This is a genomic window from Streptomyces sp. NPDC012510, assembly GCF_042955065.1.
Lineage (GTDB): Bacteria > Actinomycetota > Actinomycetes > Streptomycetales > Streptomycetaceae > Streptomyces.
On the sequence record NZ_JBIBEN010000014.1, the window covers coordinates 180,437 to 203,231 of the forward strand.

The 22,795-nt window shown below is 71.1% G+C and carries 21 protein-coding genes; 16 read left to right on the top strand and 5 right to left on the bottom strand.

The genetic code is table 11. The annotated features are described in order from the left end of the window. The first annotated feature begins 14 nt into the window (after positions 1-14). Genes tal through pgl form a run of 4 tightly spaced genes read left to right on the top strand, consistent with a single transcriptional unit; the run spans position 15 to position 4,592 of the window. Entirely contained in the window at positions 15-1,133 is a 1,119-nt protein-coding gene (gene tal, locus ACFY9I_RS25875) for a transaldolase (RefSeq protein WP_391005488.1), read from the top strand. Next, positions 1,130-2,662, top strand: a complete 1,533-nt coding sequence (gene zwf / locus ACFY9I_RS25880; RefSeq protein ID WP_391005624.1) for a glucose-6-phosphate dehydrogenase — start codon at positions 1,130-1,132, stop codon at positions 2,660-2,662. The genes tal and zwf overlap by 4 nt, the downstream gene beginning before the upstream one ends. Continuing rightward, a complete protein-coding gene (gene opcA, locus ACFY9I_RS25885; RefSeq protein WP_391005490.1) occupies positions 2,659-3,813 on the top strand; it encodes a glucose-6-phosphate dehydrogenase assembly protein OpcA in 1,155 nt (384 codons plus the stop codon). Before zwf ends, opcA begins: the two co-directional genes overlap by 4 nt. Then, positions 3,810-4,592 carry a 6-phosphogluconolactonase gene (pgl, locus tag ACFY9I_RS25890; RefSeq protein WP_391005492.1) on the top strand — a complete coding sequence of 261 codons (783 nt, stop codon included), beginning with the start codon at positions 3,810-3,812 and terminating at the stop codon, positions 4,590-4,592. The genes opcA and pgl overlap by 4 nt, the downstream gene beginning before the upstream one ends. 277 nt (positions 4,593-4,869) lie before the next feature. Here pgl and ACFY9I_RS25895 read toward each other — a convergent pair whose 3' ends face one another. Continuing rightward, positions 4,870-6,306 (bottom strand): MFS transporter, encoded by a 1,437-nt coding sequence (locus ACFY9I_RS25895; protein ID WP_391005494.1) that lies wholly within the window; start codon positions 6,304-6,306, stop codon positions 4,870-4,872. 503 nt (positions 6,307-6,809) lie between these two features. Here ACFY9I_RS25895 and ACFY9I_RS25900 point away from each other — a divergent pair. The 12 genes from ACFY9I_RS25900 to fabG all read left to right on the top strand — a co-directional run bounded on the left by ACFY9I_RS25900 (position 6,810) and on the right by fabG (position 19,147). Then, on the top strand, positions 6,810-7,640 hold the full coding sequence (locus ACFY9I_RS25900) for a 2-amino-3,7-dideoxy-D-threo-hept-6-ulosonate synthase (protein ID WP_391005496.1): 831 nt from the start codon (positions 6,810-6,812) through the stop codon (positions 7,638-7,640). Next, positions 7,637-8,917 carry a 3-dehydroquinate synthase II family protein gene (locus ACFY9I_RS25905; RefSeq protein ID WP_391005498.1) on the top strand — a complete coding sequence of 427 codons (1,281 nt, stop codon included), beginning with the start codon at positions 7,637-7,639 and terminating at the stop codon, positions 8,915-8,917. The genes ACFY9I_RS25900 and ACFY9I_RS25905 overlap by 4 nt, the downstream gene beginning before the upstream one ends. A 6-nt stretch (positions 8,918-8,923) precedes the next feature. Further along, positions 8,924-10,336, top strand: coding sequence for an AMP-binding protein (locus ACFY9I_RS25910; protein ID WP_391005500.1), 1,413 nt, complete (start codon positions 8,924-8,926; stop codon positions 10,334-10,336). A 76-nt stretch (positions 10,337-10,412) separates the two neighbouring features. After that, complete coding sequence (locus tag ACFY9I_RS25915; RefSeq protein ID WP_391005502.1) at positions 10,413-10,688, top strand: phosphopantetheine-binding protein; 276 nt, start codon at positions 10,413-10,415, stop codon at positions 10,686-10,688. Continuing rightward, positions 10,685-11,026 (top strand): acyl carrier protein, encoded by a 342-nt coding sequence (locus ACFY9I_RS25920; protein ID WP_391005504.1) that lies wholly within the window; start codon positions 10,685-10,687, stop codon positions 11,024-11,026. Before ACFY9I_RS25915 ends, ACFY9I_RS25920 begins: the two co-directional genes overlap by 4 nt. Beyond that, a complete protein-coding gene (locus ACFY9I_RS25925; protein ID WP_391005506.1) occupies positions 11,016-12,560 on the top strand; it encodes a beta-ketoacyl synthase N-terminal-like domain-containing protein in 1,545 nt (514 codons plus the stop codon). The genes ACFY9I_RS25920 and ACFY9I_RS25925 overlap by 11 nt, the downstream gene beginning before the upstream one ends. Next, positions 12,557-13,408, top strand: a complete 852-nt coding sequence (locus tag ACFY9I_RS25930; RefSeq protein WP_391005508.1) for a hypothetical protein — start codon at positions 12,557-12,559, stop codon at positions 13,406-13,408. The genes ACFY9I_RS25925 and ACFY9I_RS25930 overlap by 4 nt, the downstream gene beginning before the upstream one ends. Next, positions 13,395-15,128, top strand: a complete 1,734-nt coding sequence (locus ACFY9I_RS25935) for an AMP-binding protein (RefSeq protein WP_391005509.1) — start codon at positions 13,395-13,397, stop codon at positions 15,126-15,128. Before ACFY9I_RS25930 ends, ACFY9I_RS25935 begins: the two co-directional genes overlap by 14 nt. Then, complete coding sequence (locus tag ACFY9I_RS25940) at positions 15,125-15,679, top strand: hypothetical protein (protein WP_391005511.1); 555 nt, start codon at positions 15,125-15,127, stop codon at positions 15,677-15,679. The genes ACFY9I_RS25935 and ACFY9I_RS25940 overlap by 4 nt, the downstream gene beginning before the upstream one ends. Before the next feature lie 3 nt (positions 15,680-15,682). Beyond that, a complete protein-coding gene (locus ACFY9I_RS25945; protein ID WP_391005513.1) occupies positions 15,683-16,603 on the top strand; it encodes an NAD-dependent epimerase/dehydratase family protein in 921 nt (306 codons plus the stop codon). 40 nt (positions 16,604-16,643) lie between these two features. Next, the gene (locus ACFY9I_RS25950; RefSeq protein WP_391005515.1) at positions 16,644-18,230 is read left to right on the top strand and encodes an MFS transporter; all 1,587 of its coding nucleotides are present in this window, start codon (positions 16,644-16,646) and stop codon (positions 18,228-18,230) included. A 200-nt stretch (positions 18,231-18,430) separates the two neighbouring features. After that, entirely contained in the window at positions 18,431-19,147 is a 717-nt protein-coding gene (fabG, locus tag ACFY9I_RS25955) for a 3-oxoacyl-ACP reductase FabG (protein WP_391005517.1), read from the top strand. A gap of 51 nt (positions 19,148-19,198) precedes the next feature. Here fabG and pgi read toward each other — a convergent pair whose 3' ends face one another. From pgi to tpiA, 4 genes are all read right to left on the bottom strand, one after another. Further along, entirely contained in the window at positions 19,199-20,854 is a 1,656-nt protein-coding gene (pgi, locus tag ACFY9I_RS25960) for a glucose-6-phosphate isomerase (protein ID WP_391005519.1), read from the bottom strand. Between the two features lie 286 nt (positions 20,855-21,140). Next, positions 21,141-21,476: an RNA polymerase-binding protein RbpA gene (locus tag ACFY9I_RS25965; protein WP_003957010.1), complete on the bottom strand. Its 336-nt coding sequence runs from the start codon at positions 21,474-21,476 to the stop codon at positions 21,141-21,143. 205 nt (positions 21,477-21,681) lie between these two features. After that, the gene (secG, locus tag ACFY9I_RS25970; protein ID WP_029181151.1) at positions 21,682-21,912 is read right to left on the bottom strand and encodes a preprotein translocase subunit SecG; all 231 of its coding nucleotides are present in this window, start codon (positions 21,910-21,912) and stop codon (positions 21,682-21,684) included. Between the two features lie 101 nt (positions 21,913-22,013). After that, positions 22,014-22,790 carry a triose-phosphate isomerase gene (tpiA, locus tag ACFY9I_RS25975; protein ID WP_391005521.1) on the bottom strand — a complete coding sequence of 259 codons (777 nt, stop codon included), beginning with the start codon at positions 22,788-22,790 and terminating at the stop codon, positions 22,014-22,016. Between the last annotated feature and the right edge of the window lie 5 nt (positions 22,791-22,795).

Genomic DNA, 22,795 nt, shown 5'->3' on the forward strand with positions numbered 1-22,795 from the left:
GAGATGGAATTTCCATGACAGACGCACTCAAGCGCCTCTCCGAGGAGGGCGTCGCGATCTGGCTGGACGACCTGTCGCGCAAGCGCATCACGTCCGGCAACCTCGCCGAGCTGATGGACCAGCAGCACGTCGTGGGCGTCACCACCAACCCGTCGATCTTCCAGAAGGCGATCTCGCAGGGGGACGGCTACGACCAGCAGCTCTCCGACCTCGCCGCCCGCAAGGTCACGGTCGAAGAGGCCATCCGCATGATCACGACGGCGGATGTCCGTGACGCCGCCGACATCCTGCGGACGGTGTTCGACGCGACCGGTGGCCAGGACGGCCGGGTCTCCATCGAGGTCGACCCCCGCCTGGCGCACGACACCAAGGCCACGGTCGCCGAGGCCAAGCAGCTGGCCTGGCTGGTGGACCGGCCCAACACGCTGATCAAGATCCCGGCCACGATGGGCGGTCTGCCGGCGATCACCGAGGTCATCGGCCTCGGCATCAGCGTCAACGTCACGCTGATCTTCTCCCTGGAGCGCTACCGCGCGGTCATGGACGCCTACCTGGCCGGTCTGGAGAAGGCCAAGGAGCGGGGTCTGGACCTGTCGAAGATCCACTCGGTGGCGTCGTTCTTCGTGTCCCGTGTCGACACCGAGATCGACAAGCGGATCGACGCGCTCGGCACCGACGAGGCCAAGGCCGCCCGCGGCAAGGCCGGTGTCGCCAACGCGCGCCTCGCCTACCAGGCGTACGAGGAGGTCTTCTCGACCGACCGCTGGACCGCCCTGGAGAGCGCGGGCGCCAACAAGCAGCGTCCGCTGTGGGCCTCGACCGGTGTGAAGGACCCGGCGTACAAGAGCACGCTGTACGTCGACGAGCTGGTCGCGCCGAACACGGTGAACACCATGCCGGAGGCCACGCTGGAGGCCACCGCTCAGAGCGGTGAGATCCGCGGGAACGCGGTCGCCGGGACGTACGAGCAGGCGCGTGCCGAGCTGGACGCGGTCGAGAAGCTCGGGATCTCCTACGACGAGGTCGTGCAGCTGCTGGAGGACGAGGGCGTCGAGAAGTTCGAGGCGTCCTGGAACGACCTGCTCAAGTCGACCGAGGCGGAGCTTCAGCGCCTCGCACCCTCGGAGGGCTGAAAACCTTGTCGAGCAGCAATCCGCTGCGTGACGCCGCGGACCGACGGCTCCCGCGTATCGCGGGGCCGTCGGGCCTGGTCATCTTCGGCGTCACAGGCGATCTGTCACGCAAAAAGCTGATGCCTGCCGTGTACGACCTCGCCAACCGCGGACTGCTGCCGCCGGGCTTCTCGCTCGTCGGCTTCGCCCGGCGTGAGTGGGCGAACGAGGACTTCGCGCAGGAGGTGCACGACGCGGTCAAGGAGCACGCCCGTACTCCCTTCCGCGAGGAGGTCTGGCAGCAGCTCATCCAGGGCATGCGGTTCGTCCAGGGCACCTTCGACGACGACGAGTCCTTCGAGCGGCTGCGTGACACCATCGAGGAGCTGGACAAGGCGCAGGGCACGGGCGGCAACTTCGCCTTCTACCTCTCCGTACCGCCGTCCGCGTTCCCGGTCGTCATCCAGCAGCTCAAGAAGCACGGTCTGGCCGACCAGAGCAGCGGCTCGTGGCGCCGGGCGGTCATCGAGAAGCCGTTCGGCCACAACCTGGAGTCGGCCGAGGACCTCAACAAGGTGGTCCACGAGGTCTTCGCCCCGGACCAGGTCTTCCGCATCGACCACTACCTGGGCAAGGAGACCGTCCAGAACATCCTGGCGCTCCGTTTCGCCAACACGATGTTCGAGCCGATCTGGAACCGGTCCTTCGTCGACCACGTCCAGATCACGATGGCCGAGGACATCGGCATCGGCGGTCGCGCCGGGTACTACGACGGCATCGGCGCGGCCCGTGACGTCATCCAGAACCACCTGCTCCAGCTGATGGCGCTGACCGCGATGGAGGAGCCCGCCTCCTTCGACGCGGACGCGCTCGCCGCCGAGAAGACCAAGGTCCTCGGCGCGGTGAGGCTGCCGAAGGACCTGGGCCGGGACACCGTGTTCGCGCAGTACGCGGCCGGCTGGCAGGGCGGTGAGAAGGTCATCGGCTACCTCGAAGAGGACGGCATCGACCGCAAGTCGAAGACCGACACCTACGCTGCCATCAAGGTCGAGGTGGACAACCGCCGTTGGGCCGGGGTCCCGTTCTATCTGCGGACGGGCAAGCGCCTCGGCCGCCGGGTCACCGAGATCGCGGTGGTCTTCCAGCGCGCGCCCCACTCCCCCTTCGACTCCACCGCCACCGAGGAGTTGGGGCAGAACGCGATCGTCATCCGCGTCCAGCCGGACGAGGGTGTCACGGTCCGCTTCGGCTCCAAGGTGCCCGGCACGTCGATGGAGATCCGGGACGTGTCGATGGACTTCGCGTACGGCGAGTCCTTCACCGAGTCGTCGCCCGAGGCGTACGAACGCCTCATCCTGGACGTCCTCCTCGGCGACTCCAACCTCTTCCCGCGCACGGAGGAGGTCGAGTTGTCCTGGAAGATCCTCGACCCGATCGAGGAGTACTGGGACAAGCACGGCAGGCCCGCGCAGTACCAGGCGGGCACGTGGGGTCCCGTCGAGGCGGACGAGATGCTGGAGCGAGACGGACGGAGCTGGCGCCGGCCATGAAGACAGACCTCACGGACACCACGGCCAGCAAGATCAACAAGGCGCTGGTGAAGGCCCGCCGGGCGATAGGCACCCCGGCCGTCGGCATGGTGCTCACGCTGGTCATCGTGACGGACGAGGAGAACGCTTACGACGCTCTCAAGTCCGCCAACGACGCCTCCCGCGAGCACCCCTCGCGCACGATCGTGGTCATCAAGCGCGTCTCGCGCTCCCCCCGCGACCGTACGAAGTCCCGCCTCGACGCCGAGGTACGGGTGGGCGCGGACGCGGGCACCGGCGAGACGGTCGTGGTCCGGCTGTACGGCGAGGTCGCGGACCACGCCCAGTCGGTGGTGCTCCCGCTGTTGCTGCCGGACGCGCCGGTCGTGGTGTGGTGGCCGGTCAACGCGCCGCTCGACCCGGCCCGTGACCCGCTGGGCGCGCTCGCCCAGCGCCGGGTCACCGACAGCTACGCCGCGGAGAAGCCCATCGACGAGCTGCGGGTCCGCGCCGACAACTACGAGCCCGGCGACACGGATCTGGCCTGGACCCGGATCACGCCCTGGCGCTCCATGCTGGCCGCCGCCCTCGACCAGGTGGACTGCGAGGTCATCTCGGCGGAGGTACAGGGCGAGCAGTACAACCCGAGTGTCGAGCTCCTCGCGATGTGGCTGGCGGACCGGCTCCATGTGCACGTACGCCGTGGGGTGTCGGCCGGGCCCGGCCTGAACGAGGTTCGGCTGCTGACCAGCACCGGGCCCATCCGGCTGTACCGGCCCGCCGGAGGGCTCGCCCTTCTCACGCTGGAGGGCCAGCCGGACCGGGCGGTCGCGCTGAAGCGCCGCGAGACGTCCGAGCTGCTGGCGGAGGAGCTGCGCCGGCTGGACCCGGACGACACGTACGCGTCCGCGCTGCGGTTCGGGGTGGATCGGTTGGGGGGTGTGTCGTGGAGCGGGACCGGCACGGGCAGTGGCAGCGGCGCCGCGCTGACGGCGGGTACGTCGGCGGCTGCGGACGCGAGTACGGCTTCGGGGTCGGCTTCCGCGTCGGTTTCGGCGCCGGCGTTGCCGCCCGCCGTACGGTCGGGTCCGGCGGGCTCGGACGGTGACGGTGATGCCGAGCGACCGACCCCCGCGCAGATGCCGCACGTGAAGAAGGCGGCGCCCCAGTGAGTACGCCGCAGTTGGTCGTACACCACGACAAGGAGCTGATGGCGCAGGCCGGGGCGGCCCGTCTGATCACCAAGGTCGTGGATGCGCAGGCCTCGCGCGGTTACGCCTCGGTGGTCCTCACGGGTGGCCGCAACGGCAACGGACTGCTCGCGGCACTGGCGGCGGCCCCCGCCCGGGATGCGATCGACTGGGGCCGGCTGGACCTGTGGTGGGGCGACGAGCGGTTCCTGCCCGAGGGTGACCCGGAGCGCAATGTCACCCAGGCCCGGGAGGCGCTGCTGGACTCGGTGCCGCTGGATCCGAAGCGGGTGCACACCATGCCCGCGTCGGACGGGCCGTGGGGTGTCGATGTGGACGCGGCGGCCGCCGCGTACGCGGAGGAGTTGGCGCGGGCGGCGGGGCCGGAGAACCACGGCTCCGTGCCGACGTTCGACGTGCTGATGCTCGGGGTCGGACCGGACACCCATGTGGCCTCGCTGTTCCCCGAGTTGCCTGCCGTACGGGAGACCGAGCGGACCGTGGTGGGGGTGCGGGGCGCGCCGAAGCCGCCGCCGACCCGGGTGACGTTGACGTTGCCGGCGATCCGCGCGGCGCGGGAGGTGTGGTTGCTCGCGGCCGGGGAGGACAAGGCACGGGCTGCGGCGATCGCGCTCTCCGGTGCGGGTGAGATCCAGGCTCCTGCGGCGGGCGCGTACGGCAGGGCGCGGACTCTGTGGCTGCTGGATTCGGCGGCGGCGTCGCAACTGCCCCGCTCGCTGTACCCACCGGCCTCGCCATGAAAGGTTGACTCCGCCCCCACCACGCCCCGCGCCCCTGGAAGGCAGGGGCGCAGCCCCACCTTCCAGGGGCGCGGGGAACCGCGCGACCAGCCCCCACCCACCCGCACCCGACAACCCAACCCCCTCGGGGTCGAAGGGGCGCAGCCCCACCTTCCAGGGGCGCGGGGAACGGCGCGACCAGCCCCCACCCACCCGCACCCGACAACCCAACCCCCTCGGGGTCGAAGGGGCGCAGCCCCTGGGGACGGGACGGGTAAGGGCGGCGGGGGCGAAATCCTCAGGCGTGGAAGTCGTCCCCTCGGGTCTCCGGCAGAGCCAGCAGGCACACGAGGCTGACCAGGCACAACCCACCCGTGTAGAAGCCCAGGACCAGCGGCGAGGACCACTGGCTGTTCAACCACGTCGCGATGAGCGGAGCGAACCCGCCGCCGAGCGTGTTGGCCAGGATGAACGCCGCCGAGGCCCCGGTGTACCGCAACCTCGCGGGGAACAGCTCCGCGAGAAACGCCGCCACCGGCGAGAACATCACCGCGAGCAGCATCAGCCCGACCGTGTAGGCACCGGTGATGACGAGGGCGTCGCCGGTGCTGAGCGACGCGTACATCGGGACGGCCCAGACGACGGACCCGGCGGCCCCCGTCAGCATGAGGGGCCGTCGTCCGACGCGATCGGCGAGCCTGGCGACGGGCAGGGTGAGGGCGATCCCGGCCGCCGCCCCCACGCTCGCCGCGATGAGCATCGTGTTCTGCGGGATACCGAGCGTCTTCGGCCCGTAGGACAGGCTGTAGACGATCGTCAGGTAGTAGACGGCCGAGCCGCCGATCGCCGCACCGGTACCGAGCAGCAGTCGCCCGGGGTGGCGCGCGACGAGCGTGCCGAGCGGGAAACGCGACGCCGGGGGCGCCGAGGGCGCCGAGGGCGCCGAGGGCGCCGAGGGCGCCGAGGGCGCCGAGGGCACCGTCGCCGCGTCCGAGGCCGCCCCCACCGCGGTACGGCCGGCCTCCGCCTGGAACACCGGCGATTCCGACACCGTCGTACGCACCCACAGCCCGACCACCACCAGCACGGCGCTGAGGAGGAACGGCACCCGCCAGGCCCACTCCGTGAACCCGTCGCGGCCCACGAGGTGCAGGGTGGGCAGGATGACGGCGCTGGAGAGGAGGAAGCCCAGCGAGGGACCCACGTTGGGGACGGCTGCGTACAGCGCGCGGCGCCCCGGCGGAGCGTGCTCGGCGGCCAGGAGTACCGCGCCGCCCCATTCGCCGCCCATGCTGACGCCCTGCAGCAGACGGAGTGTCACCAGGAGGACGGGCGCGAGGAGTCCGGCGGTCTCGTAGGTCGGCAGCAGGCCGACGCCGACCGTCGCCAGGCCCATCAGCAGCAGGGACGCGACCAGGGCTGTCCGGCGCCCGAGCCGGTCACCGATCGTGCCGAAGAGCACGGCACCGAGGGGGCGGGAGAGGAAGGCCGCGGCGAAGGTGAGGAACGCGGCGAGGGAGGAGACCGTGGCGTTGCCGGAGGGGAAGAAGGCCGGTCCCAGGACGAGCGCGGAGGCCGTGCCGTAGACGGCGAAGTCGTAGTACTCGATCGTGGTGCCCACGAGACTGGCGGCGGCGACCTTGGACGCCTTGCTCGTGTCGGCCGGCGACGGCGGTAAGGCGACCGATCTGGGGCCCATGGTCTCGGCGACGGTCTTGGACGGGGATTCGGGCATGGGGGGCTCACTTCCGGTACGCCCGGACACGAATGGTCCGGGCCCCGATGGGGACGGCCACGCATGAAACACGAACCGGAGTGTGGCTGTCACCCTAGGCCGGGAAATTCGATTCCCACAAGGAAGCTTCGGAAAAGGTCGCGCGGACACTTCGTCGAATTGTTTCGAAGGAAGAAGAGGCGTCGATTATGCGGGACAATGTCGGGTAAAGCGGGTGATCTTGTCATGCGTGGGGACAGATCGGCAAAATGTCCTACGCACAGCACCCTCGAGCGCCGTCAAGTCACAGGCCCCTATCAACCCACTGTCAATATTATGCCGCTGTCGGCATAAAAATTCGCCGACGGTCACGCCTTGCCAACACCCGATCACGCACGGAATGCTGACGCCCGGCAGAACTTGAAAGTTCTACGAACATCGTTTTTCGGACATGGAGACCGCGGCGGGCCGTCGTGGATCGACTTTCTGAAATGCGGCCTCGGAGCCAGGAAGGCGCATTAACCATGCTGAAAACTGGCAAGCCATTACGCTTGAGAAGACTTTCGCCGGCCGGTGACGACCGGCACCTGCTCATTCCACTCGACCACAGCGTCTCGGACGGCCCGGTCGCCCCTCCGGGACAGTGGGAAGGGCTGCTGAGGGCGCTGGTGGCCGGCGGGGCCGACGGAATCATCGTCCACAAGGGACGGGCCCGCACGCTCACCCCGGACATCCTCAAGGGCTGCGCGCTGGTGGTGCATCTGAGCGCCAGTACGGTCTGCTCCGCCGACGCCGACGCCAAGGTGCTGGTCGGCGATGTCGAGGAGGCGGTGGCGCTCGGCGCCGACGCGGTCAGCGTCCATGTGAACATCGGCTCGGACACCGAGGGGCGCCAACTGGCCGACCTGGGCGCGGTGGCCCGGTCCTGCGACACCTGGGGCATGCCGTTGATCGCGATGGTCTATCCGCGCGGCCCCCGGATCGACAACCCGCACGATCCCGCCCTCCTCGCGCACATCGTGAACGTCGCCGCCGATCTGGGCGCCGACCTGGTGAAGACGTCGGTCGCCCTGCCGCTCGACCGGATGGCCGAGGTGGTGGCCCACAGCCCCATCCCCGTCCTCGCGGCCGGCGGGCCACCGGACGGCTCCGACCTGATCGAGTACGGCACGGCCGTGATGACCGCCGGCTGCCGGGGGCTGGCCGTCGGCCGCCGGATCTTCTCCGCCCCCTCACCCGCCTCCCTGGTGTCCCGGCTGGCCGCAGTGGTGCACGGCCGCGCGGGCGAAGTCGTGAATGACATGAGCATGAGCACCGAAACCCCTTACTCGACGATCGTGGCAGGTGTCGCATGAGGTTCGCGTGGATCGATCTCCGTGAAGTCCCCCGTCCACAGCTCCAGGCGGTGGTGGACGCCGCCGTCCACGCCCGGATGGCCGGGGTGGTCTCCGCCGACGCCGAGTTGCTGGGGACGTTGCCGCCGACCGTGACCCGGGTGCTGGTACCCGGGACATCCGCGGCGGCACCGCTGCGGCATGCGGCCGAGACCGTCTCCGCGAAGGGGGCGGGAGAGAAGGTCTCCGGGAAGGGTGCTGGGGAGAGCGTCTCCCGCAAGGGCCCGGGTGAGGGCGTCGCCGCCAAGGGGGGCAAGGAGGCGAAGGCCGCGGCCGATGCCGAGACCTCCGCTGCCGCCGGTTCCGGAATCGACCTCCTGCTGCGGACGTTCGGAACCCAGGAGGAGCTGGACTCCCTCGCTTCGGCGAACCGGGCCGCCGCCGGTGGTGCTCCCGTCGCCGGCTTCATCGACGTACGGGACGACCGCACCCTTCAGCTGTCGTGCGCGGGCGCGATGGCGCTGCCGTACACGGTGATCCACTTCGCCGACCCGACCAAGATCCCGCTGGAGATCGTGCTCGCGGCGGCCGAGTCGGCCGAGGGCAAGCTGGTGACGGTCGTCGGGGACCTGGAGGAGGCGGCCATCGTCTTCGATGTGCTCGAACGCGGTTCCGACGGCATCCTGTTCACCCCCCGGAGCGCGGACGACGTGTTCGCGTTGGCCCGGCTGCTGGAGGCGACCACCCCGCAGCTGGAGCTGTCCACGCTCACGGTCGAGAGCATCCGGCACGTCGGGCTCGGCGACCGGGTCTGCGTGGACACCTGCTCGCACTTCGAGGAGGACGAGGGCATCCTCGTCGGCTCGTACTCCTCAGGCTTCGTGCTCTGCTGCAGCGAGACCCACCCGCTGCCGTACATGCCGACCAGGCCGTTCCGGGTCAACGCCGGCGCCCTGCACTCGTACACGCTGGGCCCCGACAACCGCACCAACTACCTCAGCGAGGTCGGCTCCGGGAGCGCCCTGCTGGCGGTCGGCGCCGACGGCCGGACCCGGCGCGTGGTGGTCGGGCGGGCCAAGCTGGAGTCCCGGCCGCTGCTGGAGATCCGCACACACGCGGAGGACGGGCGGCTGGTGAGCCTGACCGTGCAGGACGACTGGCACGTACGGGTGCTCGGGCCGGGCGGCAAGGTCCTCAACGTCACCGAGTTGCAGACCGGCGACGAGCTGCTCGGTTATCTGGCCCAGGACAAGCGTCATGTGGGCCTGCCCATCGGCGAGTTCTGCAAGGAGGTCTGAGACCTCATGGGCGAACTCGTGGCGGCCGCGGCCGGCGAGGACGGGATGGGCGTCCTGGTCCAGCGGCTGTTCGACACGCGGGACGACACCCTGCCGTATCTGACGCATCAGCGGGAGACCGTCACCCGGGGCGAGTTACGGGAGCGGGTGGCCAAGCAGGCCGCCGTATTCGCCGGTTACGACATCGGTCCCGGCAGCACCGTGGGGCTCCGTACGCCGCCCAGCTTCACCCAGGTCGAGGTACTGCTCGCGCTGTGGCGGCTGGGCGCGCAGGTGATGCTCTTCGACTTCCGGCTCAAGCCCGCCGAGGTGGACGCGCTCTGTGCCGGCTGCCGGCCGCAGTTCATGGTCCGGGCCGGCTCCAACGTCCGGGCGGCGTTCGGCTTCCGGCCCGAGTACGAGGTCGCCACCGAGTGCCGCAGGGCGGGGCGGCCCGCCGCCGGCGGGCACCGGCTGGTGCAGTTCAGCTCGGGGTCCACCGGGCGGCCGAAAGTGATCGGCCGGACGACCGCGTCGATCGCCGCCGAGGTCGAGTCGTTCGCCGCCGTCCCCGGTATGCCGGGCGAGGGTGACCGGCTGCTGCTGCTCAGCTCGACGGCGCACAGCTTCGGCCTGCTCGGCGGGCTGCTGCACTCACTTGCGGCCGGTGTCTCCGTCGTCTTCGCACCCCGGGTCTCGGCCCGCGACATCCTGCGGACCGTCGTCGAGCACCGGATCACCACGCTGTTCGGGGTGCCGACACACTACGAACTGCTCGCCGCCGCCCTCGATCCCCCCGGTCTGCCCGAGCTGCGGACCGCCGTGTCCGGAGGCGAGCTGATGCCCCCGGAGGTCGCCGCGCGGTTCGCCGAACGGTACGGCGTCAGGGTCGGCGAGGCCTACGGCACCACCGAGACCGGCATCGTCGCCATCGACGTCGGCGGCACGCTCCGGCCCTCGGTCGGCCGGCCCGCACCGGGCGTGGTCGTCCGGGAGCACAAGGGTGAACTGGACGTGGCGCTCGCCGAGTCGCCGTATCTCTTCGACTCGGGCGGCACCCAGTACACGGACGGCTGGCTGCACACCCGCGACCGGGCCTCGGTGGCCGCCGACGGAACGGTCACCGTGCGCGGCCGCGCCGACTCCCTCGTCGTCGTCGGCGGCCTCAAGGTCGACCTCACCGAGGTCGAGCAGGTGCTCCGCGCGCACCCGGCCGTCGAGCAGGCGGTCCTGGTCCACGAGGACGTGACCGAGGCGTATGTGGCGCTCGCCGCCGGGGCCGGGGGTCCGTCGGCGGAGGAGCTGCTGCGCTGGTGCCGGGAGCGACTGGCCGACTACAAGCTGCCCCGCGTGGTCCGGGTGCTGGACTCCCTGCCCCGCACCTCCAACGGGAAGCTGGTCCGTCAGGCGGCCGCGTTGCGTGAGCGCTGCGTCGGCTGAGCGCGGTTCCCGGCGTCCCTTCGGGGCGGACATCTTGCACTGGAACTTCACCGGAACCTTCTCAGGAGCTTGAATCATGAGCACGTCACTGCTGGAAGACGAGATCCGCGAGTTCGTCCTGACCACGGTCATCGACGAGATGAACATCCTGCTGAGCCGCGACGGCATCACGGACGAGAGCCCCGTCACCGTCGGCGGACTGGAGCTGGACTCCCTGAGCCTGATCGAGCTCACACTCCGGCTGGAGACACGGTTCGGCGTGGAGATCCCGGACACCGACATCGAGCCGCTGGCCTCTCTGACCCTCGGCGGGCTCGTCTCCGAGGTCGTCGGGCGCGGTGCCAAGGCATGAGCACGGAAGCCTCCGCGCCGGCCGAGACGCAAGCGCCCTGTCCGCCTGTCACGGAAGCCGCTCCGCCACCCCTCATCACCACGGACACCGTCCGGGAGATGCTCTCCGACCGCAAGGTCTTCCCCGGGGTCCCCGACGACTTGGGGGACGACGCCGAACTGGTCCTGGACTCCCTGGGGTTGGTGTGGCTGCTGCATGTGGTGGAGGAGCGGTACGGCCTGGTCGTGGAGCCCGGCGACGAGGACATCGCGCGGCTCACCTCGCTCCGGCGGCTCACCGAGTTCCTGAGCGGGGCCGGGGCGGACGCGGCGGAAGGGGGTGGCCGCGATGACCGGTGACGTGACGGTGACGGGGTTCGGCGTACGCACCGCCTTCGGCACCGGCGCGGACGCCCTCCGGCGCGGGGTCTTCGCGGGCGTCCCCTCCTTCGCCCCCACCACCCGCTTCGACACCGCCCCGTACCGTACGCCGATGGCGGGCGCCGCCCCCGACGGCCCCGACATGGTCGAGGGCTGGGCCCTCCGCCCCGCCCTCGCCCGGTGCGGTGCCGAAGCACTCGACATGGCCGGCCTGCCACGGGGCACGGACGCGGCGGTCCTGCTCGGCATCGCGGGCGACTGCACGAGCATCACGGGGTACTGGCGGGAGGCGGCCAAGGCGGCGACGCACCGCGAGCGCGCCGACGCGGGCCGAGGCACCGGCGGGGCGTGGCCCGGCGACACGGACGGACGGCGGGAGAGGACGACCGCCGAGGCAGGACGGTTCGCTCCCTGCCAGGGGGCTGGAGAAGGGTCCGAGCGGTCTGCCGGGGAAGGGACGGGCGACGGCTCCGGGCGCTCCGCCGGAAAGGGGACGGGCGACGGGTCCGAGCGCTCCGCCGAGGCCCTGGCGGGGCCGGTGGTCGGCAGTGGTTCGGCCCTGGCCGGGCGAGCGCTCGGCAGCAGTACGCCGCGGCCGGGTACGGACCTCGCCGGGCAAGCCTTCGGCAGTGGTTCGGCCCTGGCGGAACCGGTGGTCGGCAGTGGTTCGGTTCTCTCCGGGCCGGCCCGGCTCGTCGATGCCGTGCCCGCGTATCTCGCCGAGTCGCTGGCCGGCGGCCTCGGACTGACCGGGCCCCGGCTGACCTTCACCAACGCGTGCGTCGCCTCGGCCGCCGCGATCATCCACGCGTGCCGGCTGATCTCCTCCGGCCGGATCGACGTGGCGGTGTGCGCCGGCGGCTACCTCGTGGAGGAGGAGACGTTCGGGAAGTTCGACTCCGGGCGGGCACTGTCCCGTGACGGGAGGGTGCGGCCGTTCAGCGCGGACCGCAGCGGTCTGTTGCTCGGTGACGGGGTCGCGGCGGTGGTGCTGGAGTCCGCCGAGCACGCGCGGCGGCGCGGGGCCCGGCCCCTGGCGAGCGTGGTCGGCTGGGGCGCGGCCACCGACGCCCACCACATCGCCCAGCCGCACCCGGAGGGCGTCGGCCTTGCCCGCGCCGCCCGGCAGGCACTGCGGCTCGCCGGGGACCCCGACGGGGCGGGCCTCGGCTATGTCAACGCCCACGGAACCGGCACCAGGTACAACGACGGTGCCGAGACCCGGGGGCTGCGCGCGGCCTTCCCGGAGCGGGCCGGGTCGATACCGGTCAGCTCCACCAAGAGCACCACCGGGCACCTGCTGGAGGCGGCCGGTGTCGTGGAGTTCGTGATCACCATGCTGGCCCTGACGGACGGCGTACTGCCGCCGACCGCCGGTTACACCCGGGCGGATCCGGAGTGCGACCTGGACTATGTGCCGAACCAGCCCCGCCAGGCCGACGTCCGCCGAGCCCTCACCGTCAACGCCGCCTTCGGGGGCGCCAACACCGCACTCGTCCTGGAGCGGCCATGACGACGAAGGAGAACAGCGACACGTCCGCGTCGTCGGCCGACAAGGCGCCGCCGCGTTCGCCGCTCGGTGTGCTCGCCGTCGCCACCGCGACCCACGGGACCGGGCGGGACGGTGACATCCCGTTGCCACGGCTGCCGGGGTTCGTGGAGTCGGCGTTCAGCCCGTTGGCGTACGAGGTGGCCGCGCGGTGTCTGACCGAGCGGCCGGGCGACGGTTCCCGTACGGCGGTGGCGCTGGCGTCCCTGATGGGGGACACCACCACGGCCGATCTGGCGAGCCGGCGTGTGGTGGCGGGGCGGGTCCACAACCCGCTGCTGTTCATGCAGGCCACCCCCAACTCCGTGCTGGGACACATCAGCCGGGAGTTCGGGATCACCGGCCAGATGTTCAGCCTCTCCACCCCGGACGACCCGGTGACCGAGTTGCTGGCCATGGCGGACCTGCTCCTGGAGGACCCGGAGCTGGACCGGGTCCTGGTGGTCGGCGTGGAACTGGGCGGCGGCGAACGCCTGGCCGCCGTGCACCGGGAACTCACCGCCGACGGCGCCCACCCGGTCCCCGACCTCCCCGAGTCCGCGGCCCTCGCCGTGGCGTTGCTGCTGGCCCGCCCCGGCACCGAGGCGCCGGTGACGATCCGTTCGACGGAGACCCACGACGAGGGCCGGCCGGCCACCGCCGCACACCCCGGCAGCGTCCAGGGGCTCTTCGACCTGGCCGCCGCGCACCGACGGCTGCTCCGGGATGGCGGTACCCACGTCCTGGTCACCGCACCCCGGACGCCGGCCTTCCTCCTCAGCGCCGAACGGCTTCCGGAAAGCGACGAGACGGAGACCCATGCTCATCACTAGACAGGAGCGGGCCCGGATCTGCTCCGACACCGCACTCGGCGCCGGCAACATCCTCCAGCGACTGCGGGCATACGAACGCCCGCTCACAGAGCCGGTGTTGCGCACCGACGGCACCTGGCAGGCACCCGACGGCAGCCGCCCCGGCGTGCTGACGCTCGGGCAGCTTCACGAGGTGGTCGAGACATACGCCGGCTGGTACGCGTCGCGGGGCGTGCGCCCCCGCGACCCGGTTGCCGTCCACTCCTTCTCGGCGGCGGAGTTCGCGGTGAACTTCCTGGCATTGACCTCGCTCGGCGCCATCCCCTCCTTCGTCAACGGCAATCTGGCCCCGGAGATCGCCCGGGAGTACGTACGCAGACAGGGCGCGGTGGGTGCCTTCACGGACCAGGCGCACCACGAGGTGCCGGCCGGAACCGAGCTCGGGCTCCGCTTCCGGGTGACCGCCGACCAGATCCGGCCGGAGCACCGCGCGTCGCTGCCGCCGTCGTACCCGTACCGGCACGACCCGAGCGACCCGGTGCTCATCTCCCACTCGTCCGGCACCACGGGGCTGCCCAAGGGGGTGCCGCACACACACCGGACGCTGATGTACGCCCAGGTGCACCGGCTGCGGTTCTCCACCGGCGCCGACATGGAGCGCACCCTGGTGGGGCTGCCGGGCGCGCACAACGCGATGGTGGCGACGCTGCTGTACTGCCTGCTGCTGCGCACGGACATCAAGCTGCTCTCCAGCCAGCGCGGCACGGATGTGCTGGACGCCGTGGAGGAGTACCGGCCGACGACCGTACTGGCGTTCGCCGGCACCTTCGGTGAGATGGCGGCGGAGGATCTGGCGGCGCGTGACCTGTCCAGCGTGCAGGTGTGGTTCAACACCGGGGACGCGGCGCACGAGGCGCACATCCGGGCGCTCGTGCGGCACGGGAGCCACCTCGAGGTCCGGCGGGACCTGAGCCGTGTCCGGGTCGACGGCTCGGTGTTCGTGGACGGGCTCGGTTCGTCGGAGGCCGGCTACTCCGTCTTCCACAACCGGCACACCAAGGACACCTCCGCCTACTCCCGCCGCGTCGGCAAGCCCATCAGCTTCGCCGAGGCCGCGGTGCTGGCCGAGGACGGCACCCCGCTGCCGCCGGGACACATCGGCCGGCTGGGCATCAAGTCACCCACGCTCACGCCCGGTTACTGGAACGACTCGCTGACCTGGAACCGGATGCGGCTCGGCGGCTATTGGCTCACCGGTGACCTCGCCCGCCAGGACGAGGACGGCAACTTCTACCACCTCGACCGGGCCCCGGACGCCATCCGCACCCGCGCAGGCATCGTCTTCAGCACCCGTACCGAGGAACTGCTCCTGGCCGAGCTGCCCGGACTCGCCGACTGCACGGTGGTCGCGGTCGCCCCCGACGGCGTCCGCGCGGACTGGGACGGCGACGGCGAGGCGGAGGCGTACGCGCTGCTCCAGCTCGCGGACGAGAGCGAGGGTGAGGGCGAGAGCGAGGGCGAGGGCGAGGGCGAGCGTAAGGGTGAGGGGGAGGGGACTGGCGTCGATGAGGGCGACGAGGCGTGGACCGCGCGGGTCAACGCCGTGCTGACGGCCGCCGGGTTCCCGCCGGTGACCCGTGCCCTGCGGATGAAGCCCGGCGACGTGGCCAAGGGCGCCACCGGCAAGGTTCTCAAACGAGTGATGCGCGACCGTTTCGCCGCCAAGGAGCAGCACATATGAGCACGCACACCGACGCCGACGGCGTCAATCACCGCGCCCGCGCGAGTGAGGCGTACCGGCTGTGGTGGCAGCACGACGCCAACTGGTACCAGGGCGTCGCCGCGAGGTTCGGGCAGGAGGCCGCGAACGAGATCAACGCGGAGGCGATGCGGAAGGTCGCCCTGCACGTGGGACAGCGGGTGGCCCGGCGGTCGGGCCCGCTCCCGGATACCGGCGACAGCCGCAAGGACCTGGAGGAGCTGCGCCGCCGCTACGACGACTGCGGCGACCGGATGTTCCCGCAGGAGCTGCGCAACGCCTCCACCGAGGTCGAGGACGACGACCTGATCGTGCTGACCCTGAAGCGGAACTTCGCCATCACCATGGTCCGGATGGCCGGTTCCCTGGACGGCTACCGGTGCCCCTGCACCGCCGTCCACGACGGCTGGTCCGAGGGGCTGGGCGTCACGTTGACGGAGAACCGCGCCGAGAGCTGTCTGCGCGACGGCGACAAGGCATGCCGACTGCTGCTGCGGGTCGCCACGCCACTCGACACGGACACGGAGGGCTGAGACATGCGCGTACTGGTCGCCGGGGCCACCGGAGTGGTCGGGTATCCGCTGGTGGGCGCACTGCGGGCGCGGGGACACCGGGTGAGCGCGCTGGTACGGCAGGGCGCGCGGGGCCGGGCCCCCGAGGCGGACGAGACCGTGGTCGCCGACGCCCTCGACCGTGACGCCGTGCTGGCGGCGGTGTCGGCCGCCCGGCCCGAGGTGGTCGTCCACCAGATGTCGGCGCTGCGGCTGCTGGCGGACGACCCGCCGGGCGCCTTCGCCCTCACCGCCCGGCTGCGCACCGAGGGCACCGCCCATCTGATCGAGGCGGCCCGAGCGGCCGGTGCGCGCCGGCTGGTCGCCCAGTCCATCGCCTTCGCCGCCGCCCCGGCCGGCGACCCGGTCCTCGACGAGGACGCGCCCCTGTACGTGGACGCCCCCGACCTTGGCTGGGCCTCGACGGTACGGGCCGTGGCCGAGCTGGAACGTCTGGTGTCGAGCAGCGGCCTGGACGGCGTGGTGCTCCGCTACGGCACCCTGTACGGCCCCGGCACCGCTTACGCCCGTACCGGCGCGACCGCCCGCTCCGTCCTGGCCGGGCGGCTCCCCCTGCCGGGCGGTGGCTCGGGGATCATGTCGTTCCTGCACGTCGAGGACGCCGTGGGGGCGGCCGTGGCGGCCGTCGAGTCCGAGGCCACCGGGGTGTTCCATGTGACGGACGACGATCCGGCTCCCGCCGCGCAGTGGCTGCCCCACTTCGCCCTTGCGCTCACCGGCCCGTCGCCGCGCACGGTTCCGGCCGCCCTCGCGCCTCGTCTCCTGGGCTGGTTCATGGCCCACCAGCTCACCTCCGCGCACGGTGCCGCCAACGACCGGGCTCGTACGGCACTGGGCTGGAAGCCCACGCGATCGAGCTGGCGCGACGGGCTGGGTCAGGAATGACCGGTCTGGAACCGGGGCGTGAGAGCGCGGGAGGCGACCGATGAGCAGCACCGTGAGCCGGACGAGCGAAGGACCGGCCGCCGCGCCCACCCGTTCCTGGCCCGTCCTCCTGGTCGTGGTCTGCGCGCAGATGCTGGTCTGGCTGGACACGTCGATCCTCAATGTCGCCGTCACCACGCTCGCCGACCCGGAGGAGGGCCTGGGCGCGACCCCCGGCGAACTGGAGTGGGTGGCGAGCGCCTACACCCTGGTCGTCGCCGGCACCCTCTTCGCGGGCGGGGCGCTGGCCGACCGCTTCGGCCCCCGGAACACGTTGCTCGCCGGGCTGACTCTGATCGGTGTGGCCTCCGGCGCGGGCGCGTTCGTGGAGAGTCCGGCGTGGCTGATCGTGGCGCGGGCCTTCATGGGCGCGGGCAGCGGTCTGCTGATGCCCGCGACGCTGACCGTCATCGTGCAGTGCACCCCCGAGGAGAAGCGCACCCGGGCCATCGCGATCTGGAGTTCGTCGAGCGGGCTGGGCGTGGCCGTCGGCCCGGTGGCGGGCGGGGCTCTGCTCAGCCACTTCTGGTGGGGCTCGGTGTTCCTGGTGAACGTCCCGATCGTCGCGCTGTGTCTGCTGGCGGTCGTGACCGTCGTCCCGAACCTGGGCGGTTCCCGCCGCCGGGTGCTCGACCTGCCCGGTCTCGTCCTGTCGGTGCTCGGCCTGGGCGGGGTCGTCTACGGCATCATCGAGCTCGGCGGCGGCAGCGTCTGGTACGGCCCGCGTGTGCTGCTGCCTCTGGTGCTGGGCGGTGTCGTGCTGGCCGTCTTCGTCGCCGGTCAGCGCCGGTCCGCGACGCCCAGCCTGGATCTGCGGCTCTTCCGGCAGCCCGGCTTCACGGCGGGCAGTGTGGTCCTGCTCATCGCCTTCATGGCGCTGGCCGGTCACCTGTTCTACGCGGCCTTCTATCTGCAGGGCCCTCGTGGCCTCTCCCCCGCCGACGCCGGAACCGTCATGATCGCCGCGGCGGTCGGCATCGTCCTGGGCAGCCAGGCATCCCCCGCGCTGAGCCGTCGGCTCTCGGCCCGCTGGACGGTCGCGTCCGGCGTCCTGGCCACCGCCCTCACCTATGTCGCCTACGCCTGGCTCGACGGGCGGACCCCCCTCTCGGTCGTGGCCGCGCTGCTGTGGATCCAGGGCTTCGGCATGGGCCTGGTCGGCACTCCGGTCACCGCCGTGATGATGCGCGGGGTGCCACCCCGGCTCGCGGGCGCCGGTTCCGCCGTCAACAGCGTCACCCGGCAGGTGGGCGGCACCCTCGGTGTGGCCATGGCCGGCTCGATTCTCTCGGCCGTCTACCGGGACCGGATGGCCGGCGCCGAACTCTCCACCACCGCCCCGGGGTTGTCACCGGCCGCCGAGGAACAGGCCCGCACCTCCGCCGAGGCCGCCCGCTCCCTGGCCGACTCATTGAACCTGCCCGGCCTCGCGACCGCGGCCGACCGCGCCTTCCTCGACGCCATGTACGCCGCCACGCTCTCCGTCGCCGCCCTCGCCCTCATCGGCTGCGTGGTGGCAGCCGCGGGCCTGCGCCCCCGTACCGCGCCCGAACGTGAGGGCTTGTCGCGCAGTTCCCCGAGCTCCTGAAATGCGGCGGCTGAATGCAGGGGCTGCTTGCAGGGGCTGCTTGCAGGGGCTGCGCCCCATGCCTTTCGGACCCACCCGCCCGTCGCCTTCCAGCCCACCGGGGCCGGGGCTTTCTGGGGCGCGGGGAACGGCGCGAGAAGCCCCACCGGAGCCGCACCCGACAACGAACCCTAGCCCCCACGTACGAAGAGGGATCCCCGATGACACAGCCCACCCCCCGCTCAGTCTTCGTCACCGGCGGGAACAGGGGCATCGGACTCGCCATAGCCCGCCGTTTCTCGGCCGCCGGGGACCAGGTCACCGTGACCCACCGCGGCGAGGTACCCCCCGCGTCCGAGGGGTTCCTCGCCGTGCGGTGCGATGTGACGGACAGCCGACAGGTCGATCAGGCCTTCAAGGAGGCCGAGGCGGCCCACGGTCCGGTCACCGTCCTGGTCGCGGGCGCGGGCGTCACCCACGACAGGCTGCTGGTACGGATGACCGAGGAGGACTTCACCTCCGTCATCGACACCAACCTCACCGGCGCCTTCCGTGTCGCCCAGCGCGCGGTGCGCGGCATGCTCCGCGCGGGCCACGGCCGTATCGTCCTGATCTCCTCCACGGCCGCCCTGCACGGCGCCCCCGGACAGACCAACTACGCCGCCGCCAAGGCCGGACTCGTCGGCTTCGCCCGGTCCCTGACTCAGGAACTCGGCCCCCGCGACATCACCTGCAACGTCGTGGCCCCCGGCCTCACCGAGACCGACATGAGCCGCGCCCTCACCCCCGAACAGCGCCGGGACCTGCTGCGCACCACCCCCGCCGGCCGTCTCGGCCGCCCCGAGGAGGTCGCCGACGCGGTGGCGTTCCTCGCCGGCGCCGGTTACGTCCGGGGGGCCGTCATCCCGGTCGACGGGGGCGCCGGTCTGGGCCACTGAATCCCGGGTGGGGAGGGGAACAGCGTGCCTCCCCCTCCCCACCCGATGCCTCTACTCCCGGCCGCGCAACTCCCGGTACTTGGCGACCAGCGCCGTCGTGGACTCGTCCAGCCCCGGCACCTCGGCCCCCTCCGTCAGCGCCGGCTCGACCCGCTTGGCGAGGACCTTGCCCAGCTCGACGCCCCACTGGTCGAAGGAGTCGATGTTCCAGACGGCACCCTGGACGAACACCTTGTGCTCGTACAGCGCGATGAGCTGGCCGAGGACCGACGGGGTCAGTTCCTTCGCCAGGATCGTGGTCGTCGGGTGGTTCCCCTTGAACGTCTTGTGCGGCACCAGTTCCTCGGCCACCCCCTCGGCCCGTACCTCGTCCGGCGTCTTGCCGAAGGCCAGCGCCTGGGTCTGGGCGAAGAAGTTGGCCATCAGCAGGTCGTGCTGGGCCTTGAACCGGTCGCCGAGATCGGCGACCGGCTCGGCGAAACCGATGAAGTCCGCCGGGATCAGCTTCGTGCCCTGGTGGATCAACTGGTAGTACGCGTGCTGCCCGTTGGTCCCCGGCGTGCCCCACACCACCGGCCCGGTCTGCCACTCCACCGGCACGCCGTCCCGGCCCACGTACTTGCCGTTGGACTCCATGTCCAGCTGCTGCAGGTAGGCCGTGAACTTGGACAGGTAGTGGCTGTACGGCAGCACCGCGTGCGACTGGGCGTCGTGGAAGTTGCCGTACCAGATGCCCAACAGGCCCAGCAGCAGCGGCACGTTGGACTCGGCGGGTGCCGTACGGAAGTGCTCGTCGACGAGGTGGAACCCGTCCAGCATCTCCCGGAAGCAGTCGGGGCCGATCGCGATCATCAGCGACAGGCCGATCGCCGAGTCGTAGGAGTACCGCCCGCCGACCCAGTCCCAGAACTCGAACATGTTGGCCGTGTCGATCCCGAAGTCCGACACCTTCTCGGCGTTCGTCGACAGCGCCACGAAGTGCTTGGCCACAGCCTCCGATCCGGCCTTCAGCTCGGTGAGCAGCCAGTCGCGCGCGGAGGTCGCGTTGGTGATCGTCTCGATCGTGGTGAACGTCTTCGAGGCGATGATGAACAGCGTCTCGGCCGCGTCCAGGTCCCGCACCGCCTCGTGCAGGTCCGCGCCGTCCACGTTCGACACGAAACGGACGGTCAGATCACGGTCGGTGTAGGAGCGCAGCACCTCGTACGCCATCGCCGGGCCCAGGTCGGAACCGCCGATACCGACGTTGACGATGTTCTTGATGCGCCTGCCCGTGTGTCCGGTCCACTCGCCGGAGCGGATCCGCTCGGCGAAGCCGGCCATCTTGTCGAGCACCTCGTGGACACCCGGCACCACGTTCTCGCCGTCGACCTCGATCACCGCGTCACGCGGGGCGCGCAGCGCGGTGTGCAGGACGGCGCGGTCCTCGGTGGTGTTGATCTTCTCGCCGCGGAACATGGCGTCCCGCAGCCCGAAGACGTCGGTCGCGGCGGCCAGCTCGCGCAGCAGCCGCAGTGTCTCGTCGGTGACCAGGTGCTTGGAGTAGTCGACGTGCAGATCGCCGACCTCCAGTGTGTACCCGGCGCCGCGCCCCGGTTGGGTCGCGAACAGCTCACGCAGCTGCACATCGCCCAGCTGCTCCCGGTGCTCGGCCAGCGCGGTCCACTCCGGCGTCCGGTTGAGCCTGGTACGGCTTTCTGCGTTCATCTCGGACTTCAGCCTTCTTTCCTACCTGGTCCTGCCTGTACCTTGCCCCGCTGCCGGTCCCAACTTAATCGATCACGACGGAACACGAGCTGTCGCCGTGTCGTCGTCCGGCTCGACAACGGATACGTCTGCCTTGAGCGCCGGTACAGCGCGGCGAAAGACAGAAGGGGAGCCCAGGGGTGCCCCGGCCGCACCAGGACCGGGAAGGCGGAGGAGTCGCGGCGAAGCAGCCCGAACACGAACGCCTCCGGCCGGGCACCCTTCGGTGCCCGGCCGGTGTCAACGTCTAGATCTCGCCCCGCAGTTTGGCGAGCGCCTCGGCGAGGATCGCCTCGCCGTCCGCGTCACTGCGCCGCTCCCGCACATAGGCGAGGTGGGTCTTGTAGGGCTCGGTGCGCGGTGGGTCCGGCGGGTTGTCCCGGTCCTGTCCGGCCGGGAAGCCGCAGCGCGGGCAGTCCCAGGTGTCGGGGACCTGAGCGTCGCTGGCGAAGCTCGGCTGGGTCTCGTGTCCGTTGGAGCACCAGAAGGAGATGCGCAGCCGGGGTGCGGACTCGCCGCGCTCGGCTTCGCCCATCGGCCCCGCCCCGACCCGGCTTCCTCGGATCGCGTTGCCACTTGCCACGGTCGTAACTCCCTGCGTGATGGTGCGGCGAAGCGAGTCGGCGTTTCGCTTCGCTGCGAGCGCCTCAGTCTACGTAAGGCCCAACGCGCGTCCAGTGATTGGAGTTACATCCCGCCCACAGACGCAAGCCCCATGATAGGCCGCGTTCGAAGTCGCGGACCCGGCATGGGGCTTTACGTGCGGAATGGTGCGTCCGTGACGCCGGTCAGTTGTTGACCTTCATCAGGATGCCGAGTACGACAATGCACGCGAACCAGAGCAGACCGACCACCACGGTGATCCGGTCGAGGTTGCGCTCGGCGACCGAGGAGCCACCGACGGACGACTGCATACCGCCACCGAACATGTCGGAGAGGCCGCCGCCCTTGCCCTTGTGCATCAGCACCAGCAGCATCATCAGCAGGCTGAAGACGATCAGGGCGATCGAGAACCCCATAACCACGGCTGGACCAACTTCCTCGGATTCTGATGGACTGCGGGGACCGGCCGCGGCGGCCGGTCCCCGCAAGAGTACGACGTCTCGCTGCTACCGCCTACTCACTGGTCGCGGAAGCGCACGATCTTGACGAACTCGTCGGCGTCGAGCGAGGCGCCGCCGACGAGCGCGCCGTCGATGTCGGCCTGGGCCATGATCTCGGCGACGTTGCCGGCCTTGACCGAGCCGCCGTACTGGATACGGATCCGGTCGGCGGTCTCCTGGGAGTACAGCTCGGCGAGCTTGCCGCGGATGGCCGCGCAGACCTCCTGGGCGTCCTCGGCGCCGCAGACCTTGCCGGTGCCGATGGCCCAGACGGGCTCGTAGGCGACGACGACGGTCTCGGCCTGCTCGGCGGGGACGTCCCTCAGGCCGCCCTCGACCTGGGCGAGGGTGTGGGTGACGTGGTTGCCCGCCTCGCGGACCTCCAGCTCCTCGCCGACGCAGAGGATCGGGGTGAGGCCGTGCTTGAAGGCGGCCTTGACCTTGGCGTTGACGATCTCGTCGGTCTCGTCGTGGTACTGGCGGCGCTCGGAGTGGCCGATCGCCACGAACGTGCACTTCAGCTTGGCCAGCATCGGGCCGGAGATCTCGCCGGTGTAGGCGCCGGAGTCATGCGCCGAGAGGTCCTGGGCGCCGTACTTGATCTTGAGCTTGTCGCCGTCGACCAGGGTCTGGACCGAGCGCAGGTCGGTGAAGGGCGGCAGGACCGCGACCTCACAGGCCTCGTAGTCCTTGTCGGCGAGGGCGAAGGCGAGCTTCTGGACGTGGGCGATGGCCTCGAGGTGGTTGAGGTTCATCTTCCAGTTGCCCGCCATCAGCGGCGTGCGCGTGCTCATAAAGG

Excerpts from the sequence above, each read along its gene's own strand:
- tal (WP_391005488.1), top strand. The coding sequence starts at position 15 with ATGACAGACGCACTCAAGCGCCTCTCCGAGGAGGGCGTCGCGATCTGG.
- opcA (WP_391005490.1), top strand. The coding sequence starts at position 2,659 with ATGAAGACAGACCTCACGGACACCACGGCCAGCAAGATCAACAAGGCG.
- ACFY9I_RS25895 (WP_391005494.1), bottom strand. The coding sequence starts at position 6,306 with ATGCCCGAATCCCCGTCCAAGACCGTCGCCGAGACCATGGGCCCCAGA.
- ACFY9I_RS25900 (WP_391005496.1), top strand. The coding sequence starts at position 6,810 with ATGCTGAAAACTGGCAAGCCATTACGCTTGAGAAGACTTTCGCCGGCC.
- ACFY9I_RS25905 (WP_391005498.1), top strand. The coding sequence starts at position 7,637 with ATGAGGTTCGCGTGGATCGATCTCCGTGAAGTCCCCCGTCCACAGCTC.
- ACFY9I_RS25910 (WP_391005500.1), top strand. The coding sequence starts at position 8,924 with ATGGGCGAACTCGTGGCGGCCGCGGCCGGCGAGGACGGGATGGGCGTC.
- ACFY9I_RS25915 (WP_391005502.1), top strand. The coding sequence starts at position 10,413 with ATGAGCACGTCACTGCTGGAAGACGAGATCCGCGAGTTCGTCCTGACC.
- ACFY9I_RS25920 (WP_391005504.1), top strand. The coding sequence starts at position 10,685 with ATGAGCACGGAAGCCTCCGCGCCGGCCGAGACGCAAGCGCCCTGTCCG.
- ACFY9I_RS25925 (WP_391005506.1), top strand. The coding sequence starts at position 11,016 with ATGACCGGTGACGTGACGGTGACGGGGTTCGGCGTACGCACCGCCTTC.
- ACFY9I_RS25930 (WP_391005508.1), top strand. The coding sequence starts at position 12,557 with ATGACGACGAAGGAGAACAGCGACACGTCCGCGTCGTCGGCCGACAAG.
- ACFY9I_RS25935 (WP_391005509.1), top strand. The coding sequence starts at position 13,395 with ATGCTCATCACTAGACAGGAGCGGGCCCGGATCTGCTCCGACACCGCA.
- ACFY9I_RS25940 (WP_391005511.1), top strand. The coding sequence starts at position 15,125 with ATGAGCACGCACACCGACGCCGACGGCGTCAATCACCGCGCCCGCGCG.
- ACFY9I_RS25945 (WP_391005513.1), top strand. The coding sequence starts at position 15,683 with ATGCGCGTACTGGTCGCCGGGGCCACCGGAGTGGTCGGGTATCCGCTG.
- ACFY9I_RS25950 (WP_391005515.1), top strand. The coding sequence starts at position 16,644 with ATGAGCAGCACCGTGAGCCGGACGAGCGAAGGACCGGCCGCCGCGCCC.
- fabG (WP_391005517.1), top strand. The coding sequence starts at position 18,431 with ATGACACAGCCCACCCCCCGCTCAGTCTTCGTCACCGGCGGGAACAGG.
- pgi (WP_391005519.1), bottom strand. The coding sequence starts at position 20,854 with ATGAACGCAGAAAGCCGTACCAGGCTCAACCGGACGCCGGAGTGGACC.
- secG (WP_029181151.1), bottom strand. The coding sequence starts at position 21,912 with ATGGGGTTCTCGATCGCCCTGATCGTCTTCAGCCTGCTGATGATGCTG.
- tpiA (WP_391005521.1), bottom strand. The coding sequence starts at position 22,790 with ATGAGCACGCGCACGCCGCTGATGGCGGGCAACTGGAAGATGAACCTC.